Genomic DNA, 11,237 nt, shown 5'->3' with positions numbered 1-11,237 from the left:
GCCGGGATAGCTCAGTTGGTAGAGCAGAGGACTGAAAATCCTCGTGTCACCAGTTCAAGTCTGGTTCCTGGCATCTGGTATGAGTATGCTGAGGCGGGCTTGGGTCAACGACCTAAGCCTTTTTGCTATGTCGGTCTGGGGAGTTCTGCTCTTCTCTCTTCACGTGTATGCACATATAGCCACACAGCTCCGGGACTGAAGAAAATTGTTGTAGGGATCCTTACCTCAAGCATAGGCAAGTTATAATCCCAGCAGCCTCTGTGGAGATTGCTCTCTTATGTCTGTAAAGCTCCTGCCTCAGTGTGAGAACTTGAAAGAGCAGGTTGAAGCTATCCTGCAACTCTGGCATCAGGATTCCACTTTTTCAGGCAAGCAAGATACCACTCGGATTCAAGCTTCCCTCAGCAAAGCTATTTCTCCAACCTTCGAGATTGTCTTTGCCGGTGCTTTCAGTGCTGGCAAGTCTATGCTAATCAATGCCCTCTTAGAAAGAGAGCTTCTCTACAGCGCCGAAGGGCACGCCACAGGGACAGAGTGCTACATCGCCTACGCAGAGCCAAATGCGGAGAGGGTAGTGCTCACTTTTCTTAGCGAGCAGGAAGTGCAAGAACAGATGACCGCCTTCTGCGCTTTCCTAAACTTGGCTCCGTCACTCAGCAGGCTGGAAGACACTGCACTGAATCCCCTGAAGGAGCGTGCTGAGGCTATTATTCAGCAGGAGGGAGGCAAAAGCAAGTCAGAGCGGGCGAAGCAGGCGGATGCACTTCGCTTGTTGATTACAGGTTTCCAGCAGAACCGGGACAAAATTCACCCTACCGAGAACAAAGTCTTCTCGATGGAGCAGCTCAACTTCGGCAACCTAAGGGAAGCTGCGGGTTTTGCCCGGCGCGGTGCCAATAGCGCAGTTTTGCGAAAGGTGGAATACTATTGCCACCACCCCTTGCTGGAAGATGGAAACGTTATTGTCGATACTCCTGGGATCGATGCTCCAGTCAAAGCAGATGCAGAGCGCACCTATCGAAAAATTGCCGATCCGGATACGTCTGCAGTTGTTTGCGTTCTCAAATGTGCTGCAACAGGCGAACTAACCAAGGAAGAGACAGAACTTATTGAACACATTCAAGGTAATGACAGCATCAGGGATCGCGTCTTCTATGTGTTTAACCGGATTGATGAGACTTGGTACAACGCACAACTAAAGCAGAGACTAGAAAACATTATCGACCAGCAATTTCGTCAGCTCCGCATATTCAAGACGAGCGGCCTTCTTGGCTTCTATGGTTCCCAGATCAAGACAACTACCCCTGAGGATCGATTTGGACTGGATACGATTTTTTCAGAAAGCATCAAAGAATTGGGTGGTGAGGAAGAAACGCCCCAGTTTGTCAGCGAGTTTAACAAGTACTGCACGTCAGGTAGGTTGGTTGGATCCCCGTTCCGCCCTTCTGTACATGGGTACGACACACCCATAAATAACTACGTTCGGATTCTGAGGGAGTGGGGAAAACCTTTGATTGAGTATATGATTAAAGATAGCGGTATTGAAGACTTTCGGGCTGGGATCACTCGTTACTTAACGGAAGAAAAACGGCCACAGCTATTTTCCGCGCTGGCCGATGATTTGCAACCTCTCTGCATCGAGATGAGGAAGTCCTATCTAGATCTCTACCGAGACATTGATAGCCAGCCCAAAGAGATTGACAGCATGATTTCCTATGAGCTGACGCTGATCAATCAGCAGCTAGCCAGTATTGGCCGAGAGTTTGACGAGCATATCCAGACAGTAGTCAATAAAGTTATTAACGGAGAAAACAAAGAATTTGAGAACGATTTCCGTAAATTGCAGGCTAGGATGGTACGGAGGCTAGATGAGCTTTTGGATACTTTTTCGTTGGACAATGTTTACAGTCAAGCCGTTCGCATTCGTCCCCGCAACTCCACAGCTCCATTCTTAGCTGTATTGGTCGAAGCCTTTTACTATTTATCCAACCATCTAGAAGACATCCTGGTAGAATCAGCCAGCACGCTTGTAGAGAACTTCTTTCGTCGCCTTGTTGATGAAGTTCGCAGCTCGAGCTACTACAGGCAGTTGTTTCGCCTACTGGGATCCGATGGGGACTTGGAGAAAAAGCTTCTTTCGGTTAGAGATGTAACTTTGAGCTCTCTTGTCAATGGTGCCCGAAAAGAGTGCGACCGCTACCTCAGAGAAAGCCCCCGCTTCTATGACGAAGGAACATTCTCGATCTACCAGTTTCGAGAAGTCCTAAGACAAACCAGCCAATCATACGACATCTCTGCCATTCAAGACGCAGAGCCTGGAATCCGACAATTACTTAAGCTTGACTTCGAGCCGAAAATTAACCAGACAGTGCGTTCTAGCTTCCGACAAGAGACCAACAACACTCTAAAAACTCAACTATTGCCGGTTGCCAAGCAAGTAGCCGACGAGATTTTACAAAAGTACCCAGAAGCAAAGCAGTTCATGGAAGCATCTCTCAGAAAAGAGGCCGAAGAAAAAATTGCGCTTAACCAACAGCGGCTGAAAGAACTGGAGGCAAGCATAGACAAGTATAACCAAGCTGTTTCTGGGATCAACCTCTGCTTGCAAGCTTTGGGCCTCAATCGTGAGATGCTGCCCTTGATTACTCGTCCTGAACCTTCCTCTGTTGGTGAGTCAGTTCAAATTTTGGCAAGTCTTCCTGAACAGCAAGTAGGTGACAGCAATGCAAGCGAAGCAGTCGCTCTTGGTCGTTCTACACCCATAGACGAGAGTTTTCCAGAGTTGGATAGCATTCTCGATGATTTGAGATAGAGCGGCTTGTCTTTGTTTTTGGCCTTTCACTTGATCCAGATAAAGTCATGGGATCCAAATCGATACCTCTACAGCAGCACCCAGAAGGGATCCTCTCCGTAGGGGAGAAAACTTTCAAGGTTGCCAACTTGGTCAAAGCAGCCCAAGAGGACTTGACCAAGAAAGAAGAGCTGCATCGCTTGTTCATTGCGGCCTTGAGATCCTCAGGGATCCTGCCGCCGGAAGACTTGCTCAACATTGCCAGTAGCCTTCTTGCTCCCAAGCCAGAAGAAAAATTGTTGCAAGAAGCGAAGTGGTTTGGGCAGGGACTTGCTTGTCAACTCTTGGTGCCGGGCAAGAAAGATTGGGAAAAAGGCAGAGTCAGATTGCGGATCACTGTAGAGTTTGAGCCAGAGGATACAGGCTCAGAGAGCAGCAGCGGATCCCCTCTGGATGACCTTCGCGAAAGTGAGAGCTAGCCTAAGCCAGAGAGACATAGAGGGGGTTGGGCAAGTGTCAAGTAATGATCAATCTCAGGAGTGCTTTGTTGAGCTAGATATTTTCCAAAATACTGTCATTGATATAGGAGGACGCCTAATCTACTCGCAAGAGTTTGCTCAGGTGTACTCAGAGATTGTTTATGAGAGTATCAGATCCTACTTATCCAGCAAACTTAGCGAAAAGGGAGTCTCGATTCTATGGAGCAACTTGAACGGAATAACTAACGTGAAAGGAATTCCTGCTAAACTCTTACGTCCTGGCTCACCGTGGATTGCTGGTAGAGTTAGGATGAGACTAGTGGTTGAGTTTGAGCCAGAAGAAACGGGATCAGGGAGCAGTAGATCGCCTTTGGATGACATTCGGGGAGATGTCAGTCAGTAAAGTCTGTGAGCAATAGGAGACAATGCTGTGGCCGATCCGACTAGTTTTCAGAGCAAATGAAATGATAGAGAAACTGTTGTTGAGATTGGTGATCAAGTTTACCTTCCAAGTAGCTTGCATAGTGCAATTATTAATTACCTTCTTTCAGATATTTTCCAGACAAACGGTTACCTTCAATCAAGAAAGGTTTATGCGGACATTAGAATGCTCGTGGATGGAATAGAATCTAGAGTCTTACAGCCCAGAAAGTCGTGGATCTCTGGCAAGATATCAGTCAAAGTTTATCTCGAGTTTGTTCCTGATGACCCATATAGAGATTCTGGAGATAGCGCTCCCAGAAAACTAGAGGATTCTATACTGGATGATTTACGGGCTGTTCAAGTTGTCTCTATGTCTTGAGGTCGATAAGATGACAAAAACATCCATTAATCTTAGCCAACTGGGAGACGGAGTTATCACTTTTATCAACAAGAACAATAAGCAGAAAGTCTACATGATTTCCAAGCTTTGCGATTCTATCAATTCTTATTTCCTGAGGTTTGACCAAATGGGAAGTGGACTAAACAGTCACTTGAGTTCGTCTGAGATACAAACAGGTATTCCCTATGAAGATCAGGTTCATTTTTTCCATAAAGGAGTTCCATGCTCGATTCTTTCTCCTAAAACTAACGGTTGGCAGACCGGTAGAGTAAAAGTAAGAGTAGAAGTTACGATTGACTTTTATCCTGACAATCCTGAATTTCTGATAAAAGAACCCGACCAAGAGATATTAGAACCTCTAGATGAAAAGTCTCCACTGGACGATCTTCGCAGTATGGATGAATAACGATGAAAGAAAGAAAATCCGGCGAAAGGATTCTAATTCCAGCAGCCGTGCGGGAGTATGTTTTCCAAAGAGACGGCTTCCGTTGTCGCGGTTGCGGAAAGTCGCCCCCAGAGGTTCAGCTTCAGATCGATCACATCATCCCCATTGCCCAAGGGGGCAGCAACGACATCAGCAATCTGCAAACGTTGTGCAAAACCTGTAACCGACGCAAAAAGGATCGACGGGATCCCCGCTTTCGCCGCCACTTTGACCTATAAGTTCTGGATCCTTTGCCCGCGTTTCTCCCTTGAAGCGGGAGAGGGGAGGTCTCTGCCGCAAAAACAATCCTAGACAATAGGCGGGAAGCTGGAAAACGGCATTCGGGTCAGCACTCCTGGCACTGAGCCGACTTCTACTTCCAGCCCCTCGGCAGGATTGAATTTGGTGCGCACGTATCCCAATCCCAGGTACTCTTGCGAAGTTAGGCCTGCACTGGTCAGCAGCCCAATCTTTTCCCCCTGCCGCAAAATCTCTGTGCCAGGATGAGCTTCTCCTTGGAGGCGGATCCCCCACAAAGTTTGCCGAATGCGCCGGTAGGTTACCTGCTTGGCCAAGACTTCCTGGCCAACGTAGCAACCTTTGTCAAGGGAAACAGCTCGCCACAGGCCGGCTTCTAGGGGGTTGTAGTCTGAGGTCAGCTCTCGGTCGGCGGCGGGGCGACCCGCTTCTAGGCGGAGGACTTCCCACAGCTCAGGTGGGGCCAGCTTGGCTCCGGCTTGGAGCAAGCATTCTTCAAGAGCGACTTTCTGGTCAATGGTGCCCCAGAGGGTAAACCCCGGCTGGGCAAGACCCGTGCCACAAGCCAGATGGACAGGGATCCCCTGGATCTCCACGGCGCAGTGCTCATTGAGCCTGGTCGGAGTCTCTTCTGAGCTCACCACTTGCTCCAGGAGAGCCTGACTCTGGGGGCCGAGCAACCCAAAACCAAAGGTCTGGTCCGTCTCATCTTTCAACTCTGCTCCCCGCACCAAAGGCAGCATACGCCCCAAACTCTGCATCAGCAGGCTGCGCCGCTGGGGCGAAGTCCAGATCCAGCAGTCTTCTTCTCCCACGTACACCGTTGCCAAATCCAGGATGCCGGCGGTGGGGGTCACGAAAACCGTGTCGGCCCCCTGCCCTGGCTTGAGGGCCTTCAGATTTTGGGTGCTTCGGTTGTGCAGATAGTCCAAGCCTGGGGATCCCTTCATGTGCAAACGGCCCCACCCGGAGCGATCCAGAAGCAGGGATCCCGTGGAAACAGCAGCTAGAAGAGACATCGCTCACCCCAGAGATGGGCTTTGGTTTTCTTCTCTACCCTAGAATAGGCTAGTTCACCCTACCGTCTGTGGCAGACCCCCGGCGTACTGAACTGTGATTGAGGTTGAAGTCCACCAACAGTTGCGGCAGCTTTTGCGGCAGTCTCCCGAAGCCCTGTGGCCCCACCAGTTGACGATGGCTCGCATGGTGGCGCGAGGGTTGCGGTTGGGTCGCAGCACCTTGATCCAGGTGCCTGCTGGGGGTCAGCACCGCCTCAGTTATCTGCTGCCGGCCCTGATGTGGCCCAACCCCACCTTGCTCTGCGCTACAGCTCCTGTGCAGGCGCAAATTTTGGGGGAAGAGATCCCCTGGCTACAGCACACCCTGCAGTTGCATAAGCCCGTCCTGCAAAAAGACCGTTGGCCGGATCCCGATTTCCAGGGGTTGCTGTTGGTGGATCCCCTGGATTGGCTGCAAGCTCGCTTGAGAAAGGGATCCTCGCAAGTGCCGACAGGGATCCCTCTGATCCTGGATGGAGCCGAAGACCTGGAAGATTGGGCCTACCAGGCGCTAACGGTGACCCTGGAAGCCAGCCATTGGCAACAGCTCCGGCAAATCTTCCCTGCCGAGGCGGAGCAGCTCTCCCAGGTTCAGGTCAATTTGTCCCTTCAGCTTTTGCGGCGGCCTCTTTCCCGCTGTCTACTTCATGCGGATGAACAGGTTCACCTGGATGCTGTGCTGTCTTTGGTGACAGGCTACCCCGGCTGGCTGCCGGATCCCTGGGATCAAATCCGCCGGCGGCTCAGCTCTGAGGGGGATCCCGTCTCCAAATGGATTTGGTGGGCCGAAACCGACCGAGAAACCGGTCGCCTCACCCTTCACCACAGCCCGGCGGCTCTGCACGATTGGCTGGCCCCCATTTGGGCCACACAGCCGGTGGTGATTACCGGGGAAGCGCTGGATCTGGATCGCCAGGCGGAAACCTACCGGCGACGGTTGGGCTTGCCGGATCTGACGCCGTTGCGGTTTGCCTCAGGCGAGGGTTGGCCCCGTTCCGGCGGGGCGGAGCTGTCCCTCTACTTGCCGCGCCTGCCCTTGCCCAACAGCCCTCTATTTCGGGATCACCTGCTGCAAGAGCTGAAAAAGCTGATCCCTCAAGCGCAAGGCTTTGTGGTGGTGTTGGTGTCGGATCAGCCTCTGCAAGCACAGGTGGGAGCGGCTTTGGCTGCCGAATTCGGCTCACGGGTGCGGGTAAACAGCCCGTTCCCCGGCGAAAAGGGCATTTTGGTCTGCGACTGGCCCTACTGGCTGCACCACAAGGCCGGCTTGCCGCGCCCTGAGCTGATGGTGATCGCCACTTTGCCTTTCCCTTCTGTGGAAGACCCAAGGGTGGCCGGACGGGTGCAATATCTGCAACGCACCCAGCAGGACTGGTTCCGTCAGTACCTTTTGCCGGTGGCCGCTGCCCAGTTGCAACGGGCTGTTGCGCCTCTGCGGCAAAGCTCTGATTCGGGAGAAGATTCCAGCTCATCCACCCGATGGGTGGCCATTTTGGATAGCCGCATCATTGCCCGCAGCTACGGCGTCTCTCTTCTCAATGCCTTGGGGCCAACTTTGCGGGTCGAGCAGCGCAGCCAACTGTTTGTTTAGGGATCCCTGGGCCTCTTGCGCCAGTTGGTTGATGGTGATGGATTGGTTTTGCCTGAGCGATTGAGAGAAGGCTTGTTCAGAACAGAGGGGGAGATTTGTATCCCAGAGAGCCAAAGCCAACTGGGATCCGAGTTATTCTGAGGGTGAATCACTCCTGCTCACCTTCCTCTCATGACCAATCCTGCTCTCAGCTCCGTTCACGCTCGCAACAGCGGTGCGGAGCACTCCAGCGAGCCAGAGGCCCTCACAGCACTGCGCACGCAAGCGGTTTGGAAGCCGTTGCGGCAGGCCATTGTGGAAAGCTCGGGTTTTCGAGGATGGCTACAGGGACAGGAGCCGCCTGGCCAGGAAACTGAGCTGGATCAACTGGTGCATCGCTACCTAGAGCAGACGTTGTCTCACCTGGCCTATTAGGATCCCCAGAGTCCCAGCCAGAGGGGCAAGGTCAGCAAGGCGGCTAAGTACCCCACGGCCAAGGCAGTTACGGTAATTTCCCGATCCAAGTCGTATTCTTCCGTGAGCACCAGGGTGGCGATGGCGGGGGGCATACCGCTCTGCAGGACCAGCACCAGCTTGGCCAGAGGCGGGTAGGGGGTGAAGGCAAGGCCGATTCCCACCAAGAGCGGCACAATCACAATTTTGATCAAGAGGGCCACTCCGGCGGCAAGAAAGGATCCCCAGCGCTTCACCTGGGCCAGCCGCATCCCCAGGATCATCAAACTGAGCGGGATCATGCTCCAGGCAAAAGCCGCCAACCCTTGAGAGAGCCAACCCGGCAGGGGTTCGCGGGTCAGCAGTAGGCCCATAGCAAAAGACCAAAGAGCAGGGGTGCGCAAAATGTGGAGGCCCACCTGCCAAGGTTGGGCATGGGAACTGCCGTGGCGGCTGGCCACCCACACGCCAAACCCGTAGGCCATGAACAGAGTGCCCAGCAGATCATAGAACAGGGCCCAGCCAAAGTAAGCCCTTCCGGCCACAGCCAGACAGATGGGATAGCCCAAATACCCGGTGTTCCCCAGGGTGGCGGTTAGGTGAAAGCTGCCCTGCTGGGCACTGCTCCAACAGTTGTGGCGCTGCCACCACAGCCAAGCGCTGGTCAAGGCAAACCCCAGCCCCACCGACAGCCAGCAGATCAGGGGAGCAACCCAGATTTGACCCGACAGATCCACTCCCTGCATAAACCCAACAATGCTGAGGGGCACTCCCACCCAAAACATGAATCGCCCCAAGGCGTGGGGATCCAGCCAACGCTTCCAGTCGCCGGGCAGCCCCTTCTGGAGAAAAAAACCCAGCAGCGTCCAGCCCAGCAAGGGAGGATAAACCTGAAAAAGGGTGTTGAGCACGCTCAAGAGGGAGAGGGAAGGGATCCCTAGGCAGGGATCCGCCGAGGTTCTTCACGCAGGGCGAAGATGCGTTGAATCACCTCCTCGACAACGCGGTCTGGGGTAGAGGCACCGGAGGTAATGCCGATTTGCACCGGCCCGGCGGGCAGCCAACCTTCGGTAACTGTCGGGTCTTGGTGAAGGGGCTTGTGGCGGATGCGGTTGTTGGGTTGGATGCAGTCGGGGCCATCGATGTGGAAGGAAGGCAAGCCCTTGGCCAGGGCAATTTCCTGCAGGTGGGTGGTATTCGAGGAATTAAACCCCCCGATCACCACCACCACATCCAAAGGCTGCTCGAGCAGCTCGAACATGGCATCCTGCCGCTCTTGGGTGGCATTGCAGATGGTGTTGAAGCTCATGAAGTGATTGTCCAACTCCTGGGGGCCATATTTGCGCAGCATGGTGGTCTCAAACAGCTTGGCAATGGCGCGGGTCTCCCCCTCTAGCATGGTGGTTTGGTTGGCGATGCCGATCCGCTCTAGATCGCGATCCGGATCAAAACCGGGGGAAGTGGCCTTGCCAAAGCGCCGCCGAAATTCTGCCGCATCTCCGCCTTGCAAAATGTAGCGGGCGACCCATTCTGCTTCTTCCAGGTTCAGCACCACCAGATATTTTTCGGCAAAGGAGCTGGTGGCTACGGTTTCCTCGTGGTTGTACTTGCCGTGGATCACAGAGGTGAATTGAGCCGCGCGGTGCTTGTCCACTTGGTTCCACACGCGGGAAACCCAGGGGCAGGTGGTATCGACAATCTCATTGCCCTGCGACCGAAAAAACGCCATTTCCGATGCACTTGCCCCAAAAGCAGGCCAGATCACCACATCTTGGGGCCGGATCTGAGAAAAGTCCTTCTTGCCGTCCGGGCCTTTCTCCACAAAGCGGATCCCCATCTCCTTCAGGTGCTGGTTTACCAGAGGGTTGTGGATGATCTCGTTGGTGATCCACAGTTGCCGATCCGGAAAGCGTCGCCGCGCTTCATAAGCATATTCCACCGCCCGTTCCACGCCCCAGCAAAAGCCAAAGGCCCTGGCCAGGTGAATGGTAATGTCGCCCCGCTGATAGCGGTAAGCCTGGGCGCGGATTTGCTCCACAAGGGGGCTTTTGTAGGTGGTTTGCAGCTCCAGTTGAGCCTGATCCTTGTGTTCTTCAAATCCCTTGGCAAAGTAGGTGCTGGATCCGCGCAGGGCTTTGCGCAGGGCCCGTGGGTCTTGGGGAGAGCTATCCGGGGAAGTAGGTTGGAAATAAGCCATGGTTACGGTTGGAGATACGCACTGCTCAAGCAGACGGCGAAGGGATCCTGATCTCAGCTTACGCCCAGTCTCGCATCGGTGGGCCATTCCAGCATGCTTTCCCTAGGGCCAGCGACAAGATTGTCAAGTCAACTATAGAATTGCAGGGGATCGAAGCTGTTGAGCCAAAGCCAGAAAGCAGAGGGATCCCTTTGGGAATTGGCCGTTATTGGGGCGGTTGATCCTGCATTTCCAGTTGGCGCACCCGTTCCTGTAATTGGCGGGCGGTGGCAGAAAAGCTGCGCCCAGGCCAGAGGAGAGAGCCCAGCCCCACCGTCAACAGGCCCAGGCCGACGGCCACGGCGATGAGGAATCCCAAGGGCAGCTCCACCGAGCGCCACATCAAGAAGTGTACAGTCAGGGTGGTGGGGTTTTGTCCGGCCAGGACTGCCACTCCCACAGCCAGCAGCAGTGTCAAGACCAAGTTGAACAGCAGTAACATCAGGGATCCCGTCGCAACAGTTCCATTCTGCCTTGTCTGCTGGGGGGGTGGCTCAAGCCCGCACACTCCCGTCGGGTAGGATGGCTCCGCTGAGGTCAGCGCCGGTCAGCACTGCTCCGCCGATTTTTGCCCCGCTCAGATCGGCTCCCTGCAGTTGTGCACGGGTTAGCTTGGCTTCCCAAAGGTAGGCACCGTGCAAGTTGGCTTCCCGCAAGTCGGCAAAGCTGAGATCCGCGCCGATCAAGTTGGCTTCCCAAAGATTGGCCCCGCGGAGGTTGGCCCCCATCAAGTTGGCCGAGCTGAGATCGGCGCCGCGCAAATCGGCTTCCTGCAGGTTAATGCCACTCAGCTTGCCAAAGGAGAGGTTGGCCCCTCTCAGATTCACCCCTTGCAAGTTGGAGCGCACCAAGTCCACCCCCACCAGGTTGGATTCTTGAAAGTTGCGCTCGCCAGAGGCATATTCTGTCAGCAGATCGTCAGCAGTTGTCACTCGGGGCATGGCCGGATACTGCCATCCGTGCGTTAAGCTTAACAATTTCTGGCTGCTCAACGGGGTACTGATGACCGCTCCGAAAGACCTACGAAACGCTAACAAACACTTCCAGAGTGTTCAGTGCCTGTCGCGTCTGATACATTTACGCTGAACACTGCTGAACATCACTGTTCAACTATGCAGCGATAGCATTCTGTTTGTTTCCAAACA

12 protein-coding genes, 1 tRNA gene and 1 pseudogene are annotated in these 11,237 nt (G+C 53.9%); 9 read left to right on the top strand and 5 right to left on the bottom strand.

Annotated elements, in window-relative coordinates:
* From NW849_RS12595 to NW849_RS12565, 7 genes and pseudogenes are all read left to right on the top strand, one after another.
* A tRNA-Phe gene (locus NW849_RS12595) sits at window positions 1–73 on the top strand.
* Between the two features lie 204 nt (window positions 74–277).
* The gene (locus NW849_RS12590; RefSeq protein ID WP_414357983.1) at window positions 278–2,812 is read left to right on the top strand and encodes a dynamin family protein; all 2,535 of its coding nucleotides are present in this window, start codon (window positions 278–280) and stop codon (window positions 2,810–2,812) included.
* A gap of 47 nt (window positions 2,813–2,859) precedes the next feature.
* Window positions 2,860–3,270, top strand: a complete 411-nt coding sequence (locus NW849_RS12585; RefSeq protein WP_414357981.1) for a KGK domain-containing protein — start codon at window positions 2,860–2,862, stop codon at window positions 3,268–3,270.
* Entirely contained in the window at window positions 3,245–3,673 is a 429-nt protein-coding gene (locus NW849_RS12580) for a KGK domain-containing protein (protein WP_041436828.1), read from the top strand. The genes NW849_RS12585 and NW849_RS12580 overlap by 26 nt, the downstream gene beginning before the upstream one ends.
* Window positions 3,674–3,754: 81 nt before the next feature.
* Window positions 3,755–4,072 (top strand): annotated as a pseudogene (locus tag NW849_RS12575) (KGK domain-containing protein); the annotation flags it as partial.
* A gap of 10 nt (window positions 4,073–4,082) precedes the next feature.
* Window positions 4,083–4,499: a KGK domain-containing protein gene (locus tag NW849_RS12570; RefSeq protein ID WP_414344169.1), complete on the top strand. Its 417-nt coding sequence runs from the start codon at window positions 4,083–4,085 to the stop codon at window positions 4,497–4,499.
* Window positions 4,500–4,501: 2 nt separating this feature from the next.
* The gene (locus tag NW849_RS12565; RefSeq protein WP_414357979.1) at window positions 4,502–4,756 is read left to right on the top strand and encodes an HNH endonuclease; all 255 of its coding nucleotides are present in this window, start codon (window positions 4,502–4,504) and stop codon (window positions 4,754–4,756) included.
* Between the two features lie 69 nt (window positions 4,757–4,825).
* On the opposite strand, the gene NW849_RS12560 is transcribed toward NW849_RS12565, so the two are convergent.
* Complete coding sequence (locus tag NW849_RS12560) at window positions 4,826–5,794, bottom strand: YgfZ/GcvT domain-containing protein (RefSeq protein ID WP_414357977.1); 969 nt, start codon at window positions 5,792–5,794, stop codon at window positions 4,826–4,828.
* Window positions 5,795–5,888: 94 nt separating this feature from the next.
* Here NW849_RS12560 and NW849_RS12555 point away from each other — a divergent pair, with 94 nt between their 5' ends.
* Window positions 5,889–7,424: a hypothetical protein gene (locus NW849_RS12555; RefSeq protein ID WP_414357975.1), complete on the top strand. Its 1,536-nt coding sequence runs from the start codon at window positions 5,889–5,891 to the stop codon at window positions 7,422–7,424.
* 171 nt (window positions 7,425–7,595) lie between these two features.
* The gene (locus NW849_RS12550) at window positions 7,596–7,838 is read left to right on the top strand and encodes a hypothetical protein (protein ID WP_414357973.1); all 243 of its coding nucleotides are present in this window, start codon (window positions 7,596–7,598) and stop codon (window positions 7,836–7,838) included.
* Here NW849_RS12550 and NW849_RS12545 read toward each other — a convergent pair.
* The 4 genes from NW849_RS12545 to NW849_RS12530 all read right to left on the bottom strand — a co-directional run bounded on the left by NW849_RS12545 (window position 7,835) and on the right by NW849_RS12530 (window position 11,033).
* Window positions 7,835–8,767, bottom strand: a complete 933-nt coding sequence (locus NW849_RS12545) for an AEC family transporter (RefSeq protein ID WP_414357971.1) — start codon at window positions 8,765–8,767, stop codon at window positions 7,835–7,837. The genes NW849_RS12550 and NW849_RS12545 overlap by 4 nt on opposite strands.
* A gap of 26 nt (window positions 8,768–8,793) precedes the next feature.
* The gene (locus tag NW849_RS12540; protein WP_414357968.1) at window positions 8,794–10,053 is read right to left on the bottom strand and encodes a 4-hydroxy-3-methylbut-2-enyl diphosphate reductase; all 1,260 of its coding nucleotides are present in this window, start codon (window positions 10,051–10,053) and stop codon (window positions 8,794–8,796) included.
* A 205-nt stretch (window positions 10,054–10,258) separates the two neighbouring features.
* Entirely contained in the window at window positions 10,259–10,534 is a 276-nt protein-coding gene (locus NW849_RS12535) for a lipopolysaccharide assembly protein LapA domain-containing protein (RefSeq protein ID WP_414357966.1), read from the bottom strand.
* Window positions 10,535–10,586: 52 nt separating this feature from the next.
* Complete coding sequence (locus tag NW849_RS12530; protein WP_414357964.1) at window positions 10,587–11,033, bottom strand: pentapeptide repeat-containing protein; 447 nt, start codon at window positions 11,031–11,033, stop codon at window positions 10,587–10,589.
* Between the last annotated feature and the right edge of the window lie 204 nt (window positions 11,034–11,237).

The sequence above is a fragment of the Synechococcus sp. R55.3 genome (assembly GCF_047461975.1).
Classification (GTDB): Bacteria; Cyanobacteriota; Cyanobacteriia; order Thermostichales; family Thermostichaceae; genus Thermostichus.
Note: the sequence above shows the minus strand (reverse complement) of the source record. Positions and strands in the feature narration are given on the sequence as shown.

What these genes read in the sequence shown, in the direction of transcription:
- NW849_RS12530 (WP_414357964.1), bottom strand. Translation starts at nt 11,033, where the DNA reads ATGCCCCGAGTGACAACTGCTGACGATCTGCTGACAGAATATGCCTCT.
- NW849_RS12535 (WP_414357966.1), bottom strand. Translation starts at nt 10,534, where the DNA reads ATGTTACTGCTGTTCAACTTGGTCTTGACACTGCTGCTGGCTGTGGGA.
- NW849_RS12580 (WP_041436828.1), top strand. Translation starts at nt 3,245, where the DNA reads ATGACCTTCGCGAAAGTGAGAGCTAGCCTAAGCCAGAGAGACATAGAG.
- NW849_RS12540 (WP_414357968.1), bottom strand. Translation starts at nt 10,053, where the DNA reads ATGGCTTATTTCCAACCTACTTCCCCGGATAGCTCTCCCCAAGACCCA.
- NW849_RS12550 (WP_414357973.1), top strand. Translation starts at nt 7,596, where the DNA reads ATGACCAATCCTGCTCTCAGCTCCGTTCACGCTCGCAACAGCGGTGCG.
- NW849_RS12590 (WP_414357983.1), top strand. Translation starts at nt 278, where the DNA reads ATGTCTGTAAAGCTCCTGCCTCAGTGTGAGAACTTGAAAGAGCAGGTT.
- NW849_RS12560 (WP_414357977.1), bottom strand. Translation starts at nt 5,794, where the DNA reads ATGTCTCTTCTAGCTGCTGTTTCCACGGGATCCCTGCTTCTGGATCGC.
- NW849_RS12570 (WP_414344169.1), top strand. Translation starts at nt 4,083, where the DNA reads ATGACAAAAACATCCATTAATCTTAGCCAACTGGGAGACGGAGTTATC.
- NW849_RS12585 (WP_414357981.1), top strand. Translation starts at nt 2,860, where the DNA reads ATGGGATCCAAATCGATACCTCTACAGCAGCACCCAGAAGGGATCCTC.
- NW849_RS12565 (WP_414357979.1), top strand. Translation starts at nt 4,502, where the DNA reads ATGAAAGAAAGAAAATCCGGCGAAAGGATTCTAATTCCAGCAGCCGTG.